Below are 22,716 nucleotides of genomic sequence, written 5' to 3' on the forward strand. Positions count from 1 at the left end.
TCAGCCGTGACCGGCCTTGCGGTGCCCGCTATCGCTGAGACGATCGACCCAGGCGATGCCGATCGCCGAGATGATGAAGGTCAGGTGGATCAGCACCTGCCACATCACGCCGCTCTCGGTGAAATTGCTGCGCGTCGTGCCGAGATTGCCGGCCTCGATGAAGGTCCGCAGCAGCGAGATCGAGGAGATGCCGATGATCGCCATCGCCAGCTTGATCTTGAGCACGCTGGCGTTGACGTGACTGAGCCATTCCGGCTCGTCGGGATGACCGCTCAGGTTCAGCCGGGAGACGAAAGTCTCGTAGCCGCCGACGATCACCATGATCAGAAGGTTCGAGATCATGACGACGTCGATCAGCCCGAGCACGACCAGCATGATCTGCTGCTCGCTGGCGTCGAACGAGTGCAGGACCAGGTGCCAGAGCTCTTTCAAGAACAGCAGCACATAGACGGCCTGCGCGACGATGAGGCCGATATAGAGCGGCACCTGCAGCCAGCGCGAGCCAAAGATGACCTGGGCAAACAGGCCGATCGGCGGCGGCGGCAAAGGCGTGGCCGAAGGTGCTTTGGGTTCAGACGTCATCGATCACTCCGGAGCGGGGGCTGGAAACGTCATCTCAGAGACTCGCGATCACGGGCGCGAGCTCGAGCGAGCCCCGATAGATCATTTCGAAGGCGACGTAAACGATGATGGCAAGACCGACATAGGCGATCCAGCGCTGCTTCTGGAGCACGCGGCCGAGCAGGTCGGCGGCCACGCCCATCAGCCCGACCGACAACAGCAGGCCGAAGGCCAGAATATAGGGATGCTCGCGCGCGGCGCCGGCGACCGCAAGCACGTTGTCGAGCGACATCGAGATGTCGGCTGCGACAATCTGAGCCGCCGCCTGCCCGAAGGTCTTGCGTGGCGCCGGCGCGCTGCTCGCGCCGCCGCCATGGCTGAAGGCGAGCTCGCTGGACTGCGCGGCCTGCTCGCGCAGCTCGCGCCACATCTTCCAGCAGACCCACAGCAGCAGAACGCCGCCGGCAAGCAGGAGGCCGATCACCTGCAGAAGCTGGGTTGCAACGCCGGCAAAGACGATGCGCAAGCCGGTGGCGGCAATGATGCCGACGACGATGGCGCGGCGGCGTTGCTCGGCCGGCAGGCCCGCGGCGGCAAGGCCGATGACGACGGCGTTGTCGCCGGCCAGCACGAGATCGATCAGGATGACCTGGAGCAGCGCAGACAGCGCGTCGGCAGTAACGAATTCAAACATGTTTGATCATTTTTCCGGTGTGGACGGATCGAGCCAATGCGGCTTCTTCCGCTCGATCCAGTCGAAGACCTTCGAACGGGAAGTGCGCAATGCCGGCACGTCCTCGGCGAGCAGTGCAAGTCCCAGCGGCAGCATCCAGACGCCGAGCAGGGGCAGGAACGACAGCACGCCGCCGACGACGAGCAGCGCACCCGAGGGGATCCTCACCCAGCGGCTGGACGGCTTGAGCAGGTAGGAGACGGTGTCGCCCACGCGCGCCGGCATGCGGTCGACCAGCTTGTCGAGGCGCGGGTCACCACCGGCCATCTGGCTGGTGTCCTTGGTTGCCGTCGTACGTTCGTCCGATGCTGCGCTCATGTTCGCTCCATTATGCGGTGCGTTATTCGGCACGCACCGCGCTCGGCGTGACCTGCTTGGCGCGCGGCAACACCAGCGTCAGCAGGCGTAACAGCTTGATCGCCTGCACTTCGTGGGGATGCACGTCCTCGTCCGCAGCCGCAACGCGCTCCGACAGCTCCATCAGATGCGACGAGAGCGGGAGATTCGAGACGGGCCGCAGCGTGTCGATCACCACATTGGCAAAGTCCGGCTCCTCGAGTCGTTCCGCCAGTTCGTCGAATATCGCAAACAGGCGATCGTCGCTCATGTGCGGCGCCAATCCGCGATCACGGATGAAACGGATCACCTCGTCGCGCTCGACCGGCGAGACGCGCCGGTCGGCGACCGCGACGAGCGCGCCGGCAATCACCAGGGCGACCGCAGCCTGCTCATTGAGGCGGGTGGGTTCTGTGATCTCGGGCTCGATCGGATTGGAAGTGGCGGCGTCAGACATCAGGGCTCCTCAGGTTGCGATATGACGCGCGGAGCTGTGATGGGGACGATTGGGTCGGAGGGAACAGAGAAGGCCCGACGATCGGCCGATCCATCGCATTCGCGCGGGACAGGTCATCCGACATCGCGAGGTTCGCTGACATCGTCAGCGGCCTCGCCAGAGGGGCCCGGATTCGTGTTCGTTCCACACATAAAGATGGGTCCGCGGGAATCAAGGCGGCGGCACTGCGACCAGCCGCCGCATCGGGTTCCATATTGTTGCGCCTGGTTGAGCCATGGTGGCGTGTCCGGTCGCAGCGCCGCTCGCAACGTCTAACAACGGCTAACGAGCCAGCAATCCGGTTTGGATGCAGATTGGCTCGGGCGCCTCGTTGTATCGGGGCGCGCACACAGGAGCGTGAACCGATGGCCCGGCTGCTTTCAGTGAATGTCGGCCTGCCGCGCGACGTCGCGTGGCAAGGCAAGACCGTCCATACGGGCGTCTGGAAAACGCCCGTCGAAGGCCCGCGCAGGGTGCGCCGGCTCAACATCGATGGTGACGGCCAAGGCGATACGGCAGGTCATGGCGGCGAGCAGCGCGCCGTCTACGTCTATCAGCGCGAGTCCTATCTGTTCTGGCAAAAGCATCTGGGGCGATCGAACCTGGTTCCTGGACAGTTCGGCGAGAATTTCACTGTCGATGGCCTCGCCGACACCGACGTCTGCATCGGAGACCGCTACAGGATCGGCTCTGCCCTTTTCGAGGTGACCCAGCCGCGCGTCACCTGCTACCGGCTCGGCATTCGCATGGAGGAGCCCGACATGGCCGCGCTGCTCGTCAGGCACGGCCGGCCCGGCTTCTATTTCCGCGTGATCGAGGAAGGCGACGTGGAAGCCGGTGACGAGATCACACGGGTCGCAGATGGCCCCGAGCGCATGAGCGTGTCCGAGATCAACGCCCTGCTCTACCTGCCGCCCCACCCGCGCGAGCGACTCGCGCGCGCGCTGCGCATCCCGGCGCTGAGCCGCGGCTGGCGGCATTCGTTCGAGGCGCTGCTCGCGCAACAGCACGACGACAACACGGCCGCGGGAAATGCCGGTCTGGGCCCGACTGCAAGCCCACCTCCGGCCTGGCATGGATTCCGCCCGTTCCGCGTCTCGCGCAAGATTTCCGAAAGCGGCACTGTGACGTCGCTGATCCTCGATCCCACGGACCAACATCCCGTCGCCGCCGCCCTGCCCGGCCAGTTCATCGTCGTACGGCTCGGACCGTCGGTGGCCCCCGCGATGACACGCAGCTATTCGCTGTCGAGCCGCTCCGATGCCGCGTCCTATCGCGTCAGCATCAAGCGGGAGGCACACGGGGCAGCCAGTCGATATATCGCGGACGAGCTCCGGATTGGCGACGTCGTCGAGGTCGGCGCGCCACGTGGGAGTTTCACGCTGCGCCAGGACGCGCGGCCGATCGTCTTGCTGAGTGCCGGCATCGGCGCGACGCCGGTGCTCGCCATGCTCCAGGCGCTTGCCGCGGAAGGCGCGACACGAGAGGTCTGGTGGCTGCATGGCACCCGCAACGGCCACGAACACGCGTTCGCCGCGGAGGTGCGCAGGCTGCTGGCTGGGCTCGCTCACCATCGCAGCCACATCTGCTACAGCGCGCCAGATCCCGCCGATCGCGCCGGGACGGATTTCGACACTGTCGGACGTCTGGATGCTCGCTTGCTCCAAAGCCTCGACGTGCCGCGCGACGCCGACTTCTATATCTGCGGACCGGCTGCATTCATGACCGATCTTGCGGCGGGTCTCGGCGCTTTGGGCGTCGCGCCGGATCACATCTACACCGAGCTGTTCGGCACCAAGCCTTCACTGACGCCGGGCATTGCAGCTACGCCCAGGATTGCCGCGCATCTGCCGGCTGGAGCCCCCGGCCCGGGTCCGATGGTCAGTTTCGTCCGCAGCGGTCTCAATGTCTGCTGGGGGCCGGCCTATGCCAGCCTGCTCGAACTCGCCGAAGCGTGTGACGTGCCGGTGCGCTGGTCGTGCCGGACGGGCGTGTGCCACAATTGTGAGAGCGGGCTCGTGGCCGGCAAAGTCAGCTATGCGCCGGATCCCCTCGACCCGGCGGCGGACGGAAATGTCCTGATCTGTTGTGCGCGCCCCCAAGGCGACGTCGTCGTCGATCTGTGAAAGCATCGGCATATTCAATACCGATATGGGAGGGCTTGATGCGTACGGATATGGTGCCGGGAGTGGCTTTCCCGGATTACGAGCTCAGCGACCATACCGGCAAACACCGCAAGCTCTCGGAGTTGCAAGGAGGCGACCCCATGGTGGTCGTTCTCGGCCGTGGCGGCTTTTGTCCAAAGGACCGACGGCAGGCCGAAGGACTGCTGCAGCTCCATCGCGAGATGGAAGTCGGCTATTGCCGGATGGTGACGATCACGACCGATAATATCACCCAGACGAACGAGTATCGCAGCGGCGTCGGGGCGCACTGGCCCTTCCTGTCCGATTCCCGGCGGATCATTCAGAAGGATCTCGACATCGCCGAATACACCGATCCCGTCCACAATCCGATGATCCCGCATGTCGTCGTGCTGGAGCCCCGCCTCGTCATTCACAAGGTCTACAACGGCTACTGGTTCTTCGGGCGTCCGACCGTCGAAGAGCTTCGCCAGGACCTGCGAGCGGTCACCATGAAATGCCGCCCGGACTGGGACATCACGGCCCCCGGTCTCAGGACGTTATGGGACCAGGGCCGCAAGGAGCACTTTTATCCCTACGGCAAGGCTTACGTCGAAACTCTCGGCGAACGGGATTAGCCCTCGGCCTCGTTGCGCCGGCGCTGGGCGTATTCCGCGCCCCATCCGAGGCCGAGCGTCACGGAAATCAGCGAGCCGAGCAGCACGCCGAGCTTCGCGGCATCCAGCAGTTTGTCGTCGGTGAAGGCGAGCATCGCGATGAAGATCGACATGGTGAAGCCGATGCCGGCCAGGAGCCCGATCAGGCAAACGCCGCCCCATGACACGCCGGGAGCGAGGCGGCACCAGCCGGTGCGCACCGCAAGCCACGTTGCACCGATCACGCCGACGGGCTTGCCAGCACACAGGGCCAGGGCAACACCGAGCGTCACGAACTGTGCGCCGCCGGAGAGCTCCGTGCTCGCGAAGCCGACACCGGCATTCGCCAGCGCGAACAGCGGCATGACTCCGTAAGCGACCCAGGGATGCAGCGCGGCCTCGACACGCATGACGGGCGGCACGACCTCCGGGCTGGCCGATCGCACCGGCGTGATCAGGCCAAGCACGACACCGGCCAGCGTCGGATGAACTCCGGCCATGAGGAAGCCCGCCCAGACGATGAACCCAGGCACCACATAGGTGGACGCCGAACCAAATCCGATCCACTGAAAGCCAAGCACGATCAGGACGCCGAGCGCTGCGACGGCGAAGCCGTTGAGATCGAGTCCGCTGGTGTAGAACGCCGCAATGATGAGAACCGCGATGATGTCGTCGATGATGGCGAGCGCCAGCAAAAAGACCCGGACATTGGACGGGATCGATTTTCCGAGCAGCGCGAGCACGCCGACGGCGAAAGCGATGTCGGTTGCCGTCGGGATCGCCCAGCCTTGGCTGCGCCCGGGAGCGGCGTTTAAGCTCAGGTAGATCAGCGCGGGAACGACGACACCGCCGACAGCCGCGAGCACCGGCAGAATGGCCTGATCAAACCGGCTCAGTGCGCCCTCGTGGATTTCGCGACGGATTTCCATGCCGACGACCAGGAAGAAGATCGTCATCAAGGCGTCGTTGATCCAGAAATGCAGCGGCCTCACGAAGGCGAACCCGCCAAGGCGGAGCGGAATCTCCAGGTGCCAGAGATCATGATACGAATGGGCGAAGGGTGAGTTGGCCCAGAGCAGCGCGGCCGCTGCGGCCACGAGCAGCACGATGCCGCTGATGGCCTCGACATGCAGGAATTGCTGGAGTGTGGAAAGCGCCCGCTCAACGAAAAGAGGTGTTTTGGGCAGGTCCCCGCCGGGCAGCTGATCGTTCATGGGCACGCGCATCCTGCGTGGCGGCCCGACCATCGCTTGACCTGTCGCTGCCACATGCAGCGAGCACCCGGACCCGTTCTACACGGCGCCGGGCGTAAGGCAACCCCGCTCCGCGCGCATACGCATCTAGCCCATGCGGCGGGAACTACGGCGCGGTAAGGATCGTTGGTGCACCTCACGACCCGTCTTGACAGGAACGCCATGTGCCGCTGGATCGCATACCGGGGCGAGACGACCTCGTTCGAGCCTTACGTCACCGAGCCCGAGCATTCGCTGATTGCGCAAAGCATCCGCTCGCTGCAATCGACAGCGGGCTCGAATGGCGATGGCTTCGGTCTCGGCTGGTACGGCGAGCACCCGGAGCCTGGGCTTTATCGCGAGACGCGCCCCGCCTGGTCGGATGAAAACCTCCGCTACCTCTGCCGCCATCTCCGTTCGCACCTGTTCTTCGCCCATGTGCGCGCCGCCACCGGCACGGCGGTAACGCGGCAGAACTGTCATCCCTTCGCCTGCGGCCAGTGGATGTTCATGCACAACGGCTTCATCGGCAGCTGGAATCGCCTGCGGCGGAAGGTCGAGGCGCTGATCCCCGACGCCTACTATCCGTCGCGGCTGGGCTCGACGGACTCCGAAGCCGTGTTCCTCGCCATGATGGGTGCCGGTCTCGACAGCGATCCGGTCGGCGCGACGCACCGCGTGCTGCGATCGCTTGCCGGTCTCGTCAACGAAGGCGAACACCGCGAGCGGCTGCGCTTCACCAGCGCGGTCGCGAACGGTCGCGACCTCTACGCCTTCCGCGTTGCAGTCAACGATGCCGCGAACACGCTGTATTTTCGCGAATCCGGCGGCCAGGTCGTCGTCGTATCCGAGCCGTTCGACAAGGAAACGGACTGGACCGAAGTGCCGCCCAATCACGCCCTGATCGCGCGCGCGTCCGAAAGCGCGAAGATTGTTCCGTTCGACCTTGCAATTTCCAGTGAGCCCGGCGCGGAACCCGCCCCCGTCAGGAGGATTATCGCCCGCAGGTAATACCATCGCCGGGTGGACAATGACATTTGCTTCGGACGTTTTGAAACTGCTGCGTCTCGATTCCTCCGATGACAAGCAGCACCTCGTCATTCGCTCGGCCGGCGGCGGCGGCAAAGCCGCCGAATATTCGTTCGGCATCGAGGAGGAATATTTCCTCGCCGATCGCCGCAGCTTCGAGGTCGCGATCGAAACGCCCAACGCGCTGTTCGAATCGGCGAACTGGTCCACCGGCGGCCAGGCCATGCGCGAGATGCTGCAATCCCAGCTCGAGGTCGCCACCAACGTTCACGTCGACGTCAATGATGCCAGGGAAGAGCTCAGGTTCCTGCGCCGCGAGGTCGCCAACGTCGCCGCGCAATACGGCTTCGTCATCATGGCCTGCGGCACCCATCCGACCGCGGTCTGGCGCATGTCGCAGCCGAGCCCGAAGCCGCGCTATGAGGAAATGATCGAGGATCTGCGCAGCATCGGCCACCGCAACATGATGTGCGGCATGCATGTGCACGTCCAGCTGCCGGATCCCGAGAAGCGGATGGCGGTGATGCGGGCGATGCTGCCGCTTCTGCCGCTGTTCATCGCGCTGGCTGCCTCCTCCCCGTTCTGGAATTCCCACAAGACGGGACTGAAGGGCTACCGGCTGGCGGCCTATAGCGAGCTGCCGCGCACCGGCATGCCCGAACTGTTCGAGAACCGGCAGGACTACGACGCCTATATCGGCGCGTTGCAGCGCTCGGGCGTGATCCCCGACGAGAGCCACATCTGGTGGGCGATGCGCCCGTCCATGAAGCATCCGACGCTCGAGCTTCGCGCGCCGGACACCTGCACCTTCGTCGACGACGCCGTCGCGATCGCCTCGCTCTATCGCTGCCTGACACGGCACCTCTATCTGCGGCCTCATCTGTCGAAGGAGGTCACCGTGGTCGAGCGCGCGATCGCGGTCGAGAACAAATGGCGCGCCCAGCGTTACGGCACCGACTGCATCTTTGCTTCCAAGGATGGTCCGGTCACGATCTCCGAGCTGCTCACGCGCATCATCGACGACACCGCCGAGGACGCGGCCGCGCTGAACTGCGCCGCGGAGGTCGAGCACTGCCGGACCATCGTGGAACGCGGCAGCTCGGCCGAGTTCCAGCTTCGCGCCTATCGCGAAAACGGCGACGACATCGCATCGGTGTCACGATGGATTGCTACAGCTACGATGTCAGGGACCAGTGCTCCGATCGGACGCAGTGCTCAGGCGCCGACATAGCGTCCGCACAAGCTTCGACACCGATAAGGGCGCTGCGGAGTTGCCGTGGCGTGGAGAAAAGCATGACCGACATCACCTGTTGCGCTGGCTGTGGCCACAGCCTGGTCCCCATGCTGACCAGGAAGGGCTCGACGGAGTTCACCTGCCTCTGGTGCGAAAGCATCGACGCCCAGGCAATGGACATGGCGAAGTGGACGGACAGCCCAACGGGTAAGCCCCAACGGTTCTCGGCTGCACATTCCCCATCACGCCTGCCGCCAAATTAGACAACCGACGGCACGTCCGGGGGATCGTACCGCCTGCAAAGCGGGTCAGTCGTCCGGCGAATCGGTCGACCTAACTAGCGGTGCAACCACCGGATTTTGCTTGCTCCGCCATGGCGCGCGAGCCGTCCCATCGCTGGAACCGAACTGGCCCAGAATTCGCAACGCAGCGTTAGACCTTCAGTCTCCGCTGCCCGCCAGATCGCGCGCGGAGGACCGGCCAGATCGGAGAATGCCATGAACGTGCATGCTGCCGCCGATATCAAATTCACCGGCCTCACCCGCCCGAGCGGCGCGCCGCTTCGCCTCAACGATCAGGATTTCGTGGCGATCGACCGCGACAAGAATGCCAAGTATGAGGCGACCTACAGGCCCCAGGCACTCTACAACCGCGCCAATGAAGGCTTTCACGCCAACAACGAAACCTTCCTGCTGCACGAGGTCGCGACCAACCTGCCGATCTACCGGCCCGACACCGGCCCCACCGATTTCCATCTGCATCTGCCGCCGGGCGGCTTTCAACTCGTGCTGGTCACCTCGGGCGCGTTCACCTTCGACTACGACGGGCGCTTCTACAATGTCGGCCCCGGCGCCGTGATGCTGCAAAGCGCGATCGTGCACCGCCAGCTGTTCTACACCTGGTCGGGACTGTCGACGGAGGAGAACCTGAAGACGGCGCAGACCGTGGTGCCGGACCCGATCTCGATGGGCTATTCCGGCAAATTCCTCGAAGCCTTCATCACCGACCCCACCACCTTTCCGAATCCGACCATCGTCGGTCCGGACCAGATCAATGAGGCCGAGACGCCGCGCGTGGCCTGGAATCATCCGCTGCATGATCGCCCGGCCGATGCAGGCTTCTGGCTGCAGGACCCGCTGGCGCTGGATGCGCTGTTCAAGCCGCTCACCGACAACTCGGTCAAATCGGCCATGCCGGTTTATGTGCGCGATATCGGCATCGAGATTCCGAGCGGCCATCTTGTCACCGGCCACATCATCGCGACCGACCCGCGCGGCCAGTCGCTGCTGCCGAAGAGCACGTCGATCGCTGCAGACACTGGTTTCTTTACCAAGGGCGAGGTCGTCATCTATCGCGTCATTCGCGGCACGGCCGAGTTCAGGAAGAAGTCCGGCGAGAGCTTTGAACTCTCTGCCGGCGATGTCGTGACCGCGGGCAAGGAGTCGGTCAGCCTGATTGGCCTCGGCGAAAACACCCAGGTACTTCGGCTGGGCCTGCTCAAGGGGATGAACGAGCTGCGCAGCTGGACCCCGACGCAGCGTGACGAGATCGACGGCCTCGCCGGCCAGATCATTACACAGAGGGACGTTCGTCCCCTGCGCACCGAGGGCAAGCCGGTCGGCTATCTGTACGCCTAGCCCAAAAAGAACGGCCCGCCGAAGCGGGCCGTCGAACTCTCGTTTAGCGGAGCGATCCGCCGTAAAGCTGCCGCTCCTTGCGAACCTCGTCGGCACCGTAAGGCTTGCTGGCGGGATCGAACGACTTCCACCCGGCCTTCTGCCAGGCGGCGCTGCGGTCCCGCAAATCGACCGACGACTCGTTCAGGATCGCGTCGAGACGCGCGCGATCGGTATCCGCAACCCGCGCGGACACCAGCGTGCCTCCGCGACGAACGCCCTCGGCGTACGAGTCAGCATCCTCCTTGGAAATGCCGGCTTCAGTCAGCGCCCCAACGACGCCGCCGGTTGCAGCGCCTGCAGCCGCGCCGACGGCAGTCGCAGCGAGCCAACCGGCTGCGACGACAGGACCGAGGCCGGGGATCGCGAGAAGGCCGAGTCCGGCCAATAGGCCGGCGGTGCCGCCTACGCCCGCACCGATGCCGGCACCCGTGCCCGCACCTTCGGCGCGATCGTCGACACCGTCGCGATCACGATCCACCTTCTTGTCGGTGTTGAACCAGCTGTCCGAATTGTTGGCGACGATGCTGATGTCCGCATGCGGCACGCCGGCAGCTTCGAGCCGCTGAACCGCCTGCTGCGCGTTGGTGTAGTTGTCGTAAAGACGAGAGATTGTAACGGTCATTTTGATTCCTTGCTTACTTGGCCGAATTGACGTTGCCCTGGAAGTCGACGCTGACCGCAGTGGCTGATCCGCCCTTGCTGGCCTGGCCGCGCCAGACACCCTTGTCGTCCTTCTTCAGTGCGGTGACGTTGGCGTAGCCGGCGTCCTCGATCTTGGATTTGGCCTGACCTTCAGTGAAACTGTTGCGACCCGCGACAGGCGCGTCGGAGTTGTTCTGACCTGCACTGTTGACCGCATTGTTGTTCGGCCCGGACTGCGCTGGCTGATTCTGCGCTGAAGTGGGGGCAGCTACGAAAGCCGTGGCCGCAGCGAATAAAGATAGGCAAACGAAAAGTGTTGGGCGCTTCATGATTGTCTCCAGTGACTAAGGAATGAGCCAAGCCCTCAACGGAGCTTTCGTTCCTAAGTCGCGCGCGGAGACATCGCCCGCGCATTTAAGTTTTAAAGAAAATCATCCACGTAACGGCCAGGATGAGAACCGCGAGTGCAACGCTCACACCAAGCAGCATCAGGACGCTGGGCCCCAGCTCGCCTTGACGTGCTTCGACAGCGGTCTCGACGACGTGTCCGCTTTTGTCTTTGTCCATGGCATTGCTCTCATAGTCCGAGGATCAGCTTGACCGTACGCTTGCTCTAATAGCGCGGGCGCCGTTGAGCGAACGCCGCACGAGGGTTGATGCCGCATCCTGCATTGCGGCCGGAAGCCGACGCCATGCATTGCGCCCGCGTTTGATAATTGCAGTCGCCCGGATAGCCCGTCTGCCGCCCCTGAAGACACCAGCGATATTCCTGAGCATCGGCGGGTACTGCGCCTGCGACGGTGATCGTCCCGGCGGTCAACGCCAACATGATGAGAATCTTACGCATGTTCGGCTCCTGCTTGTCCAATTCGCGTTAACGTCCAAATCGGATCCGCGGAGGTTCGTTCCTATACGCTTGGGAGCGGTCCAGCGGACGGACCTCGTCGGCAGGCGCAAACCTTTAAAGAGAAGAGCTCGGAACCCGGCGTGCTGGAGGTCAGGCAGGCGTTGATAGGCTGCCATCCTGTTGCGGTGCGCTTACTTCAGGAGGCCTCTCATTCCGCACCAGGCTCCAGGCGCGAGGCCCATTCAAGCAGTCGATGCACTTTGTTGCGAGAAGTTTGGCAAGTGAACCCGCCTGGCGCACGCGGTTGCGCTTCTCCGTCGTGGCGAAACCTCCCGACATACCGCGATATCGACGACGTCAATCCAACGCGTTCGGCGACTGATGTTGCAAGGCTGGCGTTGCGCCGTCGAGCCAATCCTGCGTCTCAGCAAGAGAGAGCCACGCATCACCCATGCGCCTCAACTGCTTGCGCGTTGCGTCGTCGGCGGTGGCGTGTTCCAGCGAGAGGCAGTGGCCGGCGTTGTTCCGAAGGTGGTCCGACCGGCTCAATTGGCTGTCGGTGCTGTTCGCTGGCTCGGCGGATGTCTGCCAGGAGTTCTTGCAGACAGGGCACCGCCACTGATTGATCAATGTCCCGGTCGGTAAATAGGTCGCGTGCGCCGGAGCCGCCACGAGTTTCCCGCAAGCGGTGCAGCCTTCCGGCCGCTGTGACGGGGAATGCAGGCTCTCGGCCTGCACGGCTCTCGCAATCCAGCGGCGTTCGAACTTGCGGCAAAGATGGAGAGGATAGGAGATGACGTTCAAAGCGCGCCTCCAGTCTGTGGCGGGAGCGCGGCAGCGTCTCTCTGTCACCGGCGCCTGTCAGTCTCTGCCAGCGATACTCTTGATATGGTACGCCAAATGGCCTCCGCCAGTGCGAAGTCGAGAAGCCCTTTCTGACAGCCGTATTGACCCGGCCTGACCTGAGCGTCGCGCTCATTCGATTTAGGAACCTCTCTCCATTCCTCCTGTTGCCTCAGCACGACATGACCTGTGAATGCGCATGCCGTCCCCAAAAATGGAGATATGACCATGCGTGCACTCTGTTGGCACGGCAAAGGCGACGTTCGGGTCGACACGGTTCCGGATCCCAAAATCCAGCATCCGCGCGACGCGATCATCAAAATCACCGCCTGCGCCATCTGCGGCTCAGATCTGCATCTCTTCGACGGCTACCAGCCGACCATGGAGAGCGGCGATATCCTCGGACATGAAAACATGGGCGAGGTGATCGAGTTGGGATCTGAGGTCACCAATCTGAAGATCGGCGATCGTGTCGTTGTTCCCTTCACGATCAGCTGCGGCAATTGCTGGTTCTGCCAGCAGGGATTGTTCTCCTGCTGCGACCGCACCAACCCGAATGCGGAGATCGCGGCCAAGGCCATGGGTCAATCGCCCGCCGGGCTTTTTGGCTTCAGTCATATGCTGGGTGGGTATTCGGGCGGGCAGGCGGAATATTTGCGTGTGCCAATGGCCGACGTCGGCCCGATCAAGATTCCCGACAGCATTACGGACGAGCAGGCGCTGTTTCTGTCCGACATCTTCCCGACCGGCTACATGGCTGCCGTCAACGCGCAGATCGAGCCGGGAGATACGGTCGCGATCTGGGGATGCGGCCCCGTCGGCCAGTTCGCAATTCGCTCCGCCCTGATGCTGGGAGCCGGACGCGTCATCGCGATCGACGAAGTGGCCGAGCGCCTCGACATGGCGGAAGCCGGCGGCGCCGAGACGATCGATTTCTCGAAGTCCGACGTCCATGAAGAACTGATGCGGCGAACCAACAAGCGCGGTCCGGACAGCTGCATTGATGCGGTCGGTTGCGAAGCTTCGGGTCATGGCTCGGCGGACGCGGTGATCGACAAGGTCAAGGCCGCGACCTTCCTGGCAACGGATCGTGTTCACGTTCTCCGCCAGGCGATCATGGCCTGCCGCAAGGCGGGCACCATCTCGATTCCAGGCGTCTATGTCGGGATGGGCGACAAGATCCCGCTGGGTGCCGCCATGAACAAGGGACTGACCATCAAGACCGGTCAGACCCACGTCCAGGCTTATACCAAGCCATTGCTCGCCAAGATCGTTGCGGGCGAAATCGATCCCAGCTTCGTGGTGACGCATCCGGCCAGTCTCGAAGACGCGCCCGAGATGTACCAGAAGTTCCGCGACAAAGAAGCCGGCGTCATCAAGGTCGTGATGCGACCGGGGCGTTAGCCCGGCGCCGCCACCCGCTCTCCAACAGCTGGCTCCAGCCAGCGAAAGTGCACATGCGCATCCTGAAAAAACGCTCGCCGTCGTTGGCGACCATGACTCTTCGTACTCTCGGGAACTATCCCATCGTATCCGCCCTCGCCGCCACGGCCGGCTTGATGGCCGCCGCTGCCGTCGTCAATCGGCGCCTTGCGGACAAGGCGCAACGCGATAACCCGCCTCAAGGACGGTTCATCGACATCGACGGCGTGCGCCTGCACTATGTCGAGCGGGGATCCGGTCGTCCTCTTGTGCTGCTCCACGGCAATGGCAGCATGATCCAGGATTTCGAGTCCAGCGGTCTGATCGATCTCGCAGCCAAGGAATATCGCGTTATCGTATTCGACCGCCCCGGCTTCGGCCACAGCCTGAGGCCTCGCAACGTGGTGTGGACGCCTGCGGCGCAAGCCGACCTGTTCAAGGAGGCGCTTGCGCATCTGGGCGTCGAAAAGGCAATCGTGCTCGGACATTCCTGGGGAGCATCGGTCGCGGTCGCACTCGCAAGCAGACACCCGTCATTCGTCGAAGCTTTGATACTTGCATCCGGCTACTATTTCCCGACAGCCCGCACCGACGCGATGATGGCGATGGCCGGGCCGGCGATCCCGGGGTTCGGCGACATACTCAGTCACACGATTTCGCCAATCCTCAGCCGCCTGATGTGGCCGGCGATGCTGCGGCAGCTGTTCGGGCCGAAGTCGGTCCCGCAGAAATTCGACGGCTTCCCCAAATCGCTGGCGGTTCGCCCATCGCAGCTTCGTGCCGGAGCGGCCGAGGCCGCGTTGATGGTGCCTTCGGCAATGCTGTCTGCGAAGACCTATGGCGAGCTTGCCATGCCCGTCACCATCCTCGCCGGCGAGGACGATCGCCTCATCGACATCGACGAGCAATCCGGTCGGCTGCATGACGAAATCAAGCACAGCAAGATGCGCCGTGTCCCGAATGCGGGTCACATGATCCAGCAGTCGGATACGGCCGACCTCATGGCTGCGGTCGACGAGGCCGCGGCGGAAACGCTGCATTGAGATCCTGATCATCCCGAGGGGATATGATCGTGCACGATCCGAATTAGGAACGTCCGATACAGCTCTCGGTTGGCCCGGCATCTCCAGCAAACAAAGGTCTATCATGTATCATCACGTCAAGAAGCTCATGTTCACTGTTCGGGTCGACGAGCCGGATCCGCGGTTCGGCAATATGCTCCTGGAGCAATTCGGTGGGGCCAACGGTGAGCTGGCGGCCGCCATGCAGTATTCCATCCAAGGTCTGAATTGCGAAGATCCGGATCGCAAGGATCTCCTGATGGACATCGGAACCGAGGAACTGAGCCATCTCGAAGTGGTCGGGTCGCTCGCGCGGCTGCACTTGAAGCCCATGAAGTTCGATCGCGAAGCGGCGGAAGCCGATCCGTTGATCGCGATCGCCGGGGGCGGCGGCGTCAATCTGTTCAACTCGCAGGGCAGTGCCTGGACGGCGGACTACCTGAAGATCACCGGTGAACTCGACGTCGATCTCCGCAGCAACATTGCCGCGGAAGCGCGTGCCAAGATCGTGTATGAGCGCTTGATCAATTTCTGTGATGATGCAGGCACCAAGGACGCGCTGCAGTTCCTGATGACGCGTGAGATCACCCATATGAAGGCGTTTTCGCGCGCGTTGGAAAGCATGAACAAGCCCACGTTTAGCATCGGTCGTATCGCTCCAACGCCGGGACTGGTGGACCAGTTCTTCAACGATTCGACCGGATCGGGAGACAACGGCGAAATCGACACGAGAGGCCCATGGAACGAGGGCGACGACTGGATTTTCACGGAGTCACCTGCGCTCCAGAGCAGTGATCCCGGCGTAGCAGCCTCCATCGTTGCCGAGAGCTCGCCGTCAGAACCTCTTGTTGGCCTAGACGACTTGCTCATCGACCAACTGCGGGACCTCCTGCATGCGGAGAAGCAACTGACAAAGGCCTTGCCTCAGATGATCGAAGCCGCACGCTACGATCAGCTCTGCGAGCTCTTCACCGTTCACCTGGCCGAAACCGAAGCCCAGATCGAGCGTCTCGATGAGTGCTTCGAACTACTCGGCAAGAAGCCGCGCGCCAAGGCCTGCAAGGGTATGCTGGGGCTTGTCGAAGAAGGCGAAGAAGTGATCAAAGAGGGTGCCAGGAAGGATAATGCCGCCGCGGATCTCGCCTTGATCGGTGCGGCTCAGCGTGTCGAGCATTACGAAATTTCCGGCTACACGACTGCCCGCAACCTGGCCCAGCAGCTGCGTCACAGTGCCGTCGTCGCGCTCCTTTCGAAGAATTTGGCGGAGGAGGAGAACGCGGACCAGTTGCTCAATCAGGTCGCGCGATCGCTGATGTCGGTTGCGAAGATGCCGGCCCCGATCGAACAGAGCTTTGTCCAGGATGAGCCGGCCGGAGGTTAGTCAACGACCGAGCGTCAACTGAACAAGGCGGCCCCCAATGGGGGCCGCCTCGCCATAGCGGAAGGATTCAGCATGTCCCCAAAGATCAAGGAACGCACCTGCCAGTTGTGCGAAGGAACCGGCTTTCCGAAGCCCGAGCCGGCTCGGCCAGGTCGCAAAATCTATCCGGTCAAATGCAAGTCGTGCCTGGGCAAGGGCAAGGTCCCAGAGATCGCGTGAAGCGATCTTAGTGCCTTGATCTCTCGACCTCGAACGTGAACTTGACCTGCATCACGGGACCGTCGGCATCCCTCACTTCAATCGCGAGGTCGCGTCTGTCGACGGCGGCCATGGAATCATGGACAGCATCGCGCGCCATATCGGCTAGTGATCTCGCCGCTTCCGCTTGCGCGGCCGGCAAATTCGGAAGCTCGACTCCTTCTTCGTCGACAGCAAGAATGTCGCCGTCCAGCAGATCAAAGTAGTATCGCGGCATCGCTTCGCACTCCGTCAAGTCCAAGTGACGGTTCGAGCGCACGTTCCAAAAAAATAGCGGGGTAGCGGCGGGCTGCCGCGCAGCGTCGGAACGGAGTTGCGTTCTGCAGGAACGCAGCACGCCAACCCACGTTGGTCCGGGAATTCAGACCCCGGAGCATACTTGTCCATTTTGCAACTCAACCCGCCCATTCCCGTCGTGACGCCCAAGGGCGACGGCTACGCCCACGTCCTCATCGACTATGGAGCGGAATTCAATCTGCTCTGGGTCGTCTTTCTCGACGATTCCGGGGAATGCTGGACCTACGACAATTCGCAAATCCGCGCCCAGAAGAACGTCACGATGGGACGAACCTTCGTCTCGATGCACAAGGCATCTTTGGCCCCCGGTGCCGAATCTGCCGCCCGCACAGAGACCGTCCGCTGAGCGCAACCCTACTCCGCCGCCTGCTGCACGTGGCGGGCGGTCGGCGTGCGCATGGTGACGAGCTCTTCGGCCGCGGTCGGATGCAGCGCGATGGTGGAGTCGAAATCGGCCTTGGTCGCCTTCATCTTGATCGCGATCGCGACCACCTGCGTGACCTCGGCGGCACAATCGCCGACGATGTGACAGCCGAGCACGCGGTCGGTCGAGCCGTCGACGACGAGCTTCATCAACACGCGGGTGTCGCGGCCCGACATCGTCGCCTTGATCGGGCGGAAATTCGTCTTGTAGATGTCGACGTGGCTGAACTGCGCGCGCGCTTCGGTCTCCGTCAGGCCGACCGTGCCGACCTCCGGCTGCGAGAACACGGCGGTCGGAATGCTGGAATGATCGACCTGCACCTCGCGCTTGCCGAACACGGTGTCGGCGAAGGCATGGCCCTCGCGGATCGCGACCGGCGTCAGATTGAAGCGGTGGGTGACGTCGCCGATCGCATAGATGCTGTCGACCGAGCTCCTGGAGAAATGATCAACCGCGATGCCGCCATTCGCGGGGTTGATGGCCACGCCGGCCTTTTCCAGGCCGAGATTGGCCACCGCCGGATGACGGCCGATCGCGAACATCACCTGGTCCGACGCGAGACTCGAGCCGTTCGACAGATGCGTGGTGAACTCGTCGCCATGGCGATCGACCTTCGCGACCGTGCAGCCGGTCAGGATGGTGATGCCCTGCTTCTCCATCTCGCTGCGGACGTGAGTGCGGACGTCCTCGTCGAAGCCGCGCAGGATGTTGTCGCCGCGATAGATCACGGTGACGTCGGAGCCGAAGCCGGCGAAGATGCCGGCGAATTCCAGCGCGATGTAGCCGCCGCCCTGGATCACGATCCGCCTCGGCAGCCTTTCAAGGTGAAACGCCTCGTTGGAGGAGATCACGTGCTCGATACCGGGAATGGAGGCGCCGTGGTTGGGCGCCCCGCCGGTGGCGATCAGGATGTATCGGGCCGTGATCTTCCGGTCGTTCTCGAGCAGGCGGACGGTGTGCTTGTCCTCGATCACCGCGCGGCTCTTGACGATCTGCGCGCCGGACTTCTCCACATTGGTCGTGTAAGCCGCCTCCAGCCGCGCGATCTCCTTGTCCTTGTTGGCGATCAGCGTCGGCCAGTCGAAACTGGCGGGCGGAACGGTCCAGCCGAAGCCGGCGGCGTCCTCGAGCTCGTGTCGGAAATGCGAGCCGATCACGAACAGCTTCTTCGGCACGCAGCCGCGGATCACGCAGGTCCCGCCCATGCGGTACTCTTCCGCGATCATCACGCGGGCGCCGTGGCCGGCCGCGATGCGGGCGGCACGCACGCCGCCCGAGCCGCCACCGATGACAAAGAGGTCGACGTCGAATTCAGCCATTGTCCACTCCGACCTCTGCCATCAACTCCTGACTAGATAGGTATTGTCAGATTTCCTTGCCACGCTTGCGCATCTCGGCACGGAAGGCGCCCATCACGGTCTCGGAGAAGTTCTGGGCCCAGGAGTTCATGAAGGCCATGCTGAGGCCAATGGCGCGCGGCTCGGCGTCGATCAGCTTCTTGCCCAGCGGCGACTTGTAGAAGGTGACGAGATCCTTCAGCTCCTGCTCGGTGAACTCGCTGGCATAGATCTGCGCCATGCCGTCGCCGATCTCGTTCTGGCGGCCCATCAGCTGCTGTTCGACGATCGGGGCCACCTCGTTGAGGTCTTTTTGGTAGTTCAGGTTCTGCTGGAGCAGCGCGATCTTGGTCTTCTGAACCAGGCCCGGCACGGCGCCGGCATACATCGCAGTGGCGTTCTTGATCTGCAAAATCTCCTTGGCCGCGGCGACCGCCGCGGGCGTGGCCTTCGGCTGGGCCGGCGCGGCAGCCGCCTTGGGCTGGGCCGCCTGCTGCCCGAGGGCCGGAGCGGCCGAGAGCGCCAGTCCCACAGCGAGGGTCGCGGCCGGCAAAAACTTCAATACGCTCGTCATTCCTAGTCTCCTTTCGGCTTTCGCCGTTCAATTACGCGGATTCCCTCGCCACCCGCCAAAACAGCCGAGCTGGCCAAGCCGATGAACAACCCATGCTCGACCACGCCGGGGATCGCGCTCAACGCCTCGGCGAGGCGTGGTGGATCCACGATACGTCCGAGCTGGGCATCGAGGATCCAGTGGCCGCCGTCGGTGACGAAAACGTGGCCGTCCTTGTCGCCGCCTTTGGCCTTGCGGACCGCCATTTGCCCGGAAACGCCGCATTCCGCAAATGCCTTCTCGATCGCGCGGCGCGTCGCGCCAAGCCCGAACGGGATGACCTCGATCGGCAGCGGAAAGCGGCCGAGCGTCGGCACCCATTTGGTGTCGTCGGCAATCACGATCATGCGATCCGAAGCGGCCGCCACGATCTTCTCGCGCAGCAGTGCGCCGCCGCCGCCCTTGATCAGATTGAGCTCGGGATCGATCTCGTCGGCGCCGTCAATGGTGATGTCGAGATGGTCGATCTCGTCCAGTGTGGTCAGCGGCACGCCGCAGCGCATCGCATCGAGGCGCGTCGCCTCGGAGGTCGGCACGCCGATCACCTTGAGCCCGGCGGCGACGCGCTCGCCGAGCAGCTCGACGAAATGCTTGGCGGTCGAGCCGGTGCCGAGCCCGAGCTGCATGCCGTCGCGCACCTCCTCGAGGGCGCGCGCCGCAGCCTGCCGCTTCAACTGGTCCATGTTCACGATGCGCCCGCCCCCGATTGAATAGAGTGTGCCGCCGAGTCTGGCCGCTTGCGGCGGCCTGTGTAGCCTCGTTTTCCTCGCGGGAACAGGCCCATAAGCTGATCTTATGGCGCCGCCCCTTGCGCGGGTCCGGCCGGCCCGGTAGCGCTTGCACCATGACCTCCTCCTACACCCTCGTCTTCGATCTCGACGGCACGCTCGTGGATACGGCGCCCGACCTGATCACCGCGCTGAATTACGTGCTCGACCGCGAAGGGCTGCCGCCTGTCCCGATGGCCTCGGCCCGCAACATGATCGGCGCCGGTGCCCGCAAGCTGATCGAGCGGGGCCTGGAGGCGGAGGGCCGCACCGTGAGCCTCGCGGACATGGACCGGATGACGGCGGATTTCATCGCCTATTACGCCGACAACATCGCGGTGGAATCCCGGCCCTTCGAGGGGCTGGAGGCCGCGCTCGACCATTTTGCCGCCCAGGGCCACCGGCTGGCGGTCTGCACCAACAAGCTGGAATGGCTGTCCAGGCGGCTGCTGGACCAGCTCGACATGAGCCGTCGCTTCGCGGCGATCTGCGGCGCCGACACATTCGGGGTCCAGAAGCCGGATCCCACCATCTTCCGCGAGACCGTGGCGCGCGCCGGCGGCGATGTGAAGGCCAGCATCATGGTCGGCGATGCCGGAACCGACGTGGGCGTGGCCCGCCGGGCCGGGGTGCCCGTGATCGGGGTCAGCTTCGGCTATACGGACGTGCCGATCGCGGAGCTGAAGCCGGACCGGCTGATCCATCACATGCGCGACCTGCCGGCGGCTGCCCTCAGCCTGATGACAGGCTAGCCCAAACCGCTGATTTCACACAGCTATTTTTCGGAACCCTGCGTTAATCATCTATTATCTATGCGCCGCGCGCCGGTTGCCTGCCCGAAACGACACTCCTATGGTCCGGCCGGGGATGTGGCGGTTCGTCGCAGTAGAAGTGGATGGTCATGCATCGTGTCATCGCGATTGCGCTAGCGGGGGCAAGCCTCCTGGCGACAACAAGTCTTGGGGGCTGCTCCTCGACGCCTTCGATGTCCTGGGACATGTTCAAATCGGCGCCGCCGACCGTTCAGGTCCGGCTCGAATCCAATCCGCCGGGCGCCGACGCCACGACCTCGCTGGGTTCGGGCTGCAAGACCCCCTGCTCCGTCTCGGTTCCCGCTCCCGACGCCCCGTTCACGGTCGCTTTCGCGCTGCCCAAGTACCAGCCGGCCAGCGTGCCGGTGAACGTCATCAGGAATCCCGGCGATTTCACCACGCCCGCCTCGGTCACCACCGACCCCAATCCGGTGTTCGCCGAGCTTCAGCCGGCCGCGCCGCTGAAACCGGTTCGCAAGCCGCACCGGCCGAAGAAGCCGAAACCAGCCGCAGCCGCGCCCGCTGCGGCCCCGGCCGAGGCGGCTCCTGCTGCGGGCTCGCCGTTCCCCGATCCGAACGCGGGCAAGCGCTGATCTCCGTGCACTGCACGATTGTCCTTGTCGCACCTGATGCTTAGATTGCTTCCAGAGCACCTCTGAAGCAAAAGGTGCGCCCGTCGCCGTAAGTGACAAGGCATTTGTATGAACGGACCTTCCGCGAGCTCCCGCGCCGCGCTGTCGAGCGCCATGACCGATCCGTTCGGGCGGACCATCTCTTACTTGCGGGTCTCCGTGACGGACCGCTGCGACCTGCGCTGCTTCTACTGCATGTCGGAAGACATGACGTTCCTGCCCAAGGCGGACCTGCTGACGCTGGAGGAGCTCGACCGGCTCTGCACGGCCTTCATCGCCAAGGGCGTGAAGAAGCTGCGGCTCACCGGCGGCGAGCCGCTGGTCCGCCGCAACGTGATGACGCTGGTGCGCTCGCTGTCGCGCCATCTTTCGAGCGGCGCCCTGCACGAGCTGACGCTGACGACCAACGGCACCCAACTCGCCAAGCACGCCAGCGAGCTTGCCGATTGCGGCGTCCGCCGCATCAACGTCTCGCTCGACACGCTCGATCCCCAAAAGTTTCGCGAGATCACCCGCTGGGGCGAGATCGACAAGGTGCTGGAAGGCATCGAGGCCGCGCGCGCCGCGGGCCTTGGCGTGAAGATCAACGCGGTGGCGCTGAAGAACCTCAACGAGGACGAGCTTCCCGAGCTGATGCGCTGGGCCCACGGCAAGGGCATGGGCCTGACGCTGATCGAAGTCATGCCGATGGGCGAGATCGGCTCGGGCCGCATCGACCAGTATCTGCCGCTGTCGCTGGTGCGCGCGCGCCTGGCCCAGCAGTTCACGTTGACCGATCTGGCCGAGAGCACCGGCGGGCCTGCACGCTATGTCAGCGTCGCCGAGACCGGCGGCAAGCTCGGCTTCATCACGCCGATGACCCATAATTTCTGCGAATCGTGCAACCGGGTACGCATCACCTGCACCGGCACGCTGCACACCTGCCTCGGCCACGAGGATGCCTCCGATTTGCGCAAACCTCTGCGTGCATCGAGCGAGGATGCACTGCTTGCGGATGCGATCGACCGCGCCATCGGGCTCAAGCCCAAGGGCCACGATTTCATCATCGACCGCCGCCATGACCGCCCCAGCGTCTCCCGGCATATGAGCGTGACCGGCGGTTGAGGGATTCGCGCCAGCGTCGCTAACCTAAGCTTTTGAGCGCGCGTCAATTTGTCCATTTTCCGATTGACGGCACGCAAACCCGCTGGTTTGGTGCACCCGCCTTTGCTTGCCCGGCAGCAATAAGCCGGCCCGCCCCTCTGGCGGTCGCGGTCAAGACGGCAAGGCACGAGGGGAGGACTGAAGCCGCAATCGCTTTC

The 22,716-nt window shown here is 63.8% G+C and carries 26 protein-coding genes; 12 read left to right on the forward strand and 14 right to left on the reverse strand.

Annotated features, from left to right (window positions below; genetic code table 11):
* Genes FNV92_RS22305 through FNV92_RS22320 form a run of 4 tightly spaced genes read right to left on the reverse strand, consistent with a single transcriptional unit; the run spans nucleotide 1 to nucleotide 2,087 of the window.
* Nucleotides 1-582 carry a TIGR00645 family protein gene (locus FNV92_RS22305; protein WP_143844538.1) on the reverse strand — a complete coding sequence of 194 codons (582 nt, stop codon included), beginning with the start codon at nucleotides 580-582 and terminating at the stop codon, nucleotides 1-3.
* 34 nt (nucleotides 583-616) lie between these two features.
* Nucleotides 617-1,255, reverse strand: coding sequence for a TerC family protein (locus FNV92_RS22310; protein ID WP_143844537.1), 639 nt, complete (start codon nucleotides 1,253-1,255; stop codon nucleotides 617-619).
* 6 nt (nucleotides 1,256-1,261) lie between these two features.
* Entirely contained in the window at nucleotides 1,262-1,612 is a 351-nt protein-coding gene (locus tag FNV92_RS22315) for a Rossmann-fold NAD(P)-binding domain-containing protein (protein ID WP_015686946.1), read from the reverse strand.
* Nucleotides 1,613-1,634: 22 nt separating this feature from the next.
* On the reverse strand, nucleotides 1,635-2,087 hold the full coding sequence (locus tag FNV92_RS22320; RefSeq protein WP_143844536.1) for a TerB family tellurite resistance protein: 453 nt from the start codon (nucleotides 2,085-2,087) through the stop codon (nucleotides 1,635-1,637).
* Nucleotides 2,088-2,491: 404 nt separating this feature from the next.
* Between FNV92_RS22320 and FNV92_RS22325 the strand changes: the two genes are divergently transcribed.
* Together FNV92_RS22325 and FNV92_RS22330 are read left to right on the forward strand one after the other, a co-directional pair.
* Nucleotides 2,492-4,252, forward strand: coding sequence for an MOSC and FAD-binding oxidoreductase domain-containing protein (locus FNV92_RS22325; protein WP_143844535.1), 1,761 nt, complete (start codon nucleotides 2,492-2,494; stop codon nucleotides 4,250-4,252).
* Between the two features lie 38 nt (nucleotides 4,253-4,290).
* Nucleotides 4,291-4,887: a redoxin domain-containing protein gene (locus FNV92_RS22330; RefSeq protein WP_143844534.1), complete on the forward strand. Its 597-nt coding sequence runs from the start codon at nucleotides 4,291-4,293 to the stop codon at nucleotides 4,885-4,887.
* On the opposite strand, the gene nhaA is transcribed toward FNV92_RS22330, so the two are convergent.
* Entirely contained in the window at nucleotides 4,884-6,119 is a 1,236-nt protein-coding gene (nhaA, locus tag FNV92_RS22335; protein ID WP_143844533.1) for a Na+/H+ antiporter NhaA, read from the reverse strand. The genes FNV92_RS22330 and nhaA overlap by 4 nt on opposite strands.
* A 201-nt stretch (nucleotides 6,120-6,320) precedes the next feature.
* Between nhaA and FNV92_RS22340 the strand changes: the two genes are divergently transcribed.
* The 3 genes from FNV92_RS22340 to FNV92_RS22350 all read left to right on the forward strand — a co-directional run bounded on the left by FNV92_RS22340 (nucleotide 6,321) and on the right by FNV92_RS22350 (nucleotide 10,037).
* Complete coding sequence (locus FNV92_RS22340; protein WP_143846240.1) at nucleotides 6,321-7,148, forward strand: class II glutamine amidotransferase; 828 nt, start codon at nucleotides 6,321-6,323, stop codon at nucleotides 7,146-7,148.
* Nucleotides 7,149-7,167: 19 nt separating this feature from the next.
* Entirely contained in the window at nucleotides 7,168-8,397 is a 1,230-nt protein-coding gene (locus FNV92_RS22345) for a carboxylate-amine ligase (protein WP_143844532.1), read from the forward strand.
* A gap of 500 nt (nucleotides 8,398-8,897) precedes the next feature.
* Nucleotides 8,898-10,037 (forward strand): glucuronate isomerase, encoded by a 1,140-nt coding sequence (locus FNV92_RS22350; protein ID WP_143844530.1) that lies wholly within the window; start codon nucleotides 8,898-8,900, stop codon nucleotides 10,035-10,037.
* A gap of 43 nt (nucleotides 10,038-10,080) precedes the next feature.
* On the opposite strand, the gene FNV92_RS22355 is transcribed toward FNV92_RS22350, so the two are convergent.
* From FNV92_RS22355 to FNV92_RS22375, 5 genes are all read right to left on the reverse strand, one after another.
* The gene (locus tag FNV92_RS22355; RefSeq protein WP_015686955.1) at nucleotides 10,081-10,701 is read right to left on the reverse strand and encodes a general stress protein; all 621 of its coding nucleotides are present in this window, start codon (nucleotides 10,699-10,701) and stop codon (nucleotides 10,081-10,083) included.
* 13 nt (nucleotides 10,702-10,714) lie between these two features.
* Complete coding sequence (locus tag FNV92_RS22360; protein ID WP_143844529.1) at nucleotides 10,715-11,050, reverse strand: hypothetical protein; 336 nt, start codon at nucleotides 11,048-11,050, stop codon at nucleotides 10,715-10,717.
* 85 nt (nucleotides 11,051-11,135) lie between these two features.
* Nucleotides 11,136-11,288 carry a hypothetical protein gene (locus FNV92_RS22365; protein WP_143844528.1) on the reverse strand — a complete coding sequence of 51 codons (153 nt, stop codon included), beginning with the start codon at nucleotides 11,286-11,288 and terminating at the stop codon, nucleotides 11,136-11,138.
* 46 nt (nucleotides 11,289-11,334) lie between these two features.
* Entirely contained in the window at nucleotides 11,335-11,568 is a 234-nt protein-coding gene (locus tag FNV92_RS22370; RefSeq protein ID WP_143844527.1) for a DUF3551 domain-containing protein, read from the reverse strand.
* 357 nt (nucleotides 11,569-11,925) lie between these two features.
* Nucleotides 11,926-12,372, reverse strand: coding sequence for a hypothetical protein (locus FNV92_RS22375; protein WP_143844526.1), 447 nt, complete (start codon nucleotides 12,370-12,372; stop codon nucleotides 11,926-11,928).
* A 267-nt stretch (nucleotides 12,373-12,639) separates the two neighbouring features.
* Here FNV92_RS22375 and FNV92_RS22380 point away from each other — a divergent pair, with 267 nt between their 5' ends.
* From FNV92_RS22380 to FNV92_RS22390, 3 genes are all read left to right on the forward strand, one after another.
* The gene (locus FNV92_RS22380) at nucleotides 12,640-13,815 is read left to right on the forward strand and encodes a zinc-dependent alcohol dehydrogenase (RefSeq protein ID WP_143844525.1); all 1,176 of its coding nucleotides are present in this window, start codon (nucleotides 12,640-12,642) and stop codon (nucleotides 13,813-13,815) included.
* 53 nt (nucleotides 13,816-13,868) lie between these two features.
* On the forward strand, nucleotides 13,869-14,876 hold the full coding sequence (locus tag FNV92_RS22385) for an alpha/beta fold hydrolase (protein ID WP_143844524.1): 1,008 nt from the start codon (nucleotides 13,869-13,871) through the stop codon (nucleotides 14,874-14,876).
* Nucleotides 14,877-14,979: 103 nt separating this feature from the next.
* Nucleotides 14,980-16,275: a DUF892 family protein gene (locus FNV92_RS22390; protein ID WP_143844523.1), complete on the forward strand. Its 1,296-nt coding sequence runs from the start codon at nucleotides 14,980-14,982 to the stop codon at nucleotides 16,273-16,275.
* Nucleotides 16,276-16,501: 226 nt separating this feature from the next.
* Here FNV92_RS22390 and FNV92_RS22395 read toward each other — a convergent pair whose 3' ends face one another.
* Nucleotides 16,502-16,750 (reverse strand): DUF6894 family protein, encoded by a 249-nt coding sequence (locus FNV92_RS22395; protein WP_143844522.1) that lies wholly within the window; start codon nucleotides 16,748-16,750, stop codon nucleotides 16,502-16,504.
* 162 nt (nucleotides 16,751-16,912) lie between these two features.
* On the opposite strand from FNV92_RS22395, the gene FNV92_RS22400 reads away from it, so the two are divergent.
* Nucleotides 16,913-17,176 (forward strand): hypothetical protein, encoded by a 264-nt coding sequence (locus FNV92_RS22400; protein WP_143844521.1) that lies wholly within the window; start codon nucleotides 16,913-16,915, stop codon nucleotides 17,174-17,176.
* Between the two features lie 8 nt (nucleotides 17,177-17,184).
* Here FNV92_RS22400 and gor read toward each other — a convergent pair whose 3' ends face one another.
* The 3 genes from gor to rpiA are packed head-to-tail and all read right to left on the reverse strand — an operon-like array spanning nucleotide 17,185 to nucleotide 19,893.
* Complete coding sequence (gene gor, locus FNV92_RS22405; protein WP_143844520.1) at nucleotides 17,185-18,573, reverse strand: glutathione-disulfide reductase; 1,389 nt, start codon at nucleotides 18,571-18,573, stop codon at nucleotides 17,185-17,187.
* A 46-nt stretch (nucleotides 18,574-18,619) separates the two neighbouring features.
* The gene (locus tag FNV92_RS22410) at nucleotides 18,620-19,165 is read right to left on the reverse strand and encodes a DUF2059 domain-containing protein (RefSeq protein ID WP_143844519.1); all 546 of its coding nucleotides are present in this window, start codon (nucleotides 19,163-19,165) and stop codon (nucleotides 18,620-18,622) included.
* A gap of 2 nt (nucleotides 19,166-19,167) precedes the next feature.
* Nucleotides 19,168-19,893 carry a ribose-5-phosphate isomerase RpiA gene (gene rpiA, locus FNV92_RS22415; protein ID WP_143844518.1) on the reverse strand — a complete coding sequence of 242 codons (726 nt, stop codon included), beginning with the start codon at nucleotides 19,891-19,893 and terminating at the stop codon, nucleotides 19,168-19,170.
* Nucleotides 19,894-20,048: 155 nt separating this feature from the next.
* On the opposite strand from rpiA, the gene FNV92_RS22420 reads away from it, so the two are divergent.
* The 3 genes from FNV92_RS22420 to moaA all read left to right on the forward strand — a co-directional run bounded on the left by FNV92_RS22420 (nucleotide 20,049) and on the right by moaA (nucleotide 22,519).
* Nucleotides 20,049-20,723 carry an HAD-IA family hydrolase gene (locus FNV92_RS22420; protein ID WP_143844517.1) on the forward strand — a complete coding sequence of 225 codons (675 nt, stop codon included), beginning with the start codon at nucleotides 20,049-20,051 and terminating at the stop codon, nucleotides 20,721-20,723.
* A 149-nt stretch (nucleotides 20,724-20,872) separates the two neighbouring features.
* Entirely contained in the window at nucleotides 20,873-21,376 is a 504-nt protein-coding gene (locus tag FNV92_RS22425; protein WP_143844516.1) for a hypothetical protein, read from the forward strand.
* Between the two features lie 108 nt (nucleotides 21,377-21,484).
* Complete coding sequence (gene moaA, locus FNV92_RS22430) at nucleotides 21,485-22,519, forward strand: GTP 3',8-cyclase MoaA (RefSeq protein WP_015686970.1); 1,035 nt, start codon at nucleotides 21,485-21,487, stop codon at nucleotides 22,517-22,519.
* Nucleotides 22,520-22,716 lie beyond the last annotated feature (197 nt).

The sequence above is a fragment of the Bradyrhizobium cosmicum genome, from assembly GCF_007290395.2.
GTDB lineage: Bacteria > Pseudomonadota > Alphaproteobacteria > Rhizobiales > Xanthobacteraceae > Bradyrhizobium > Bradyrhizobium cosmicum.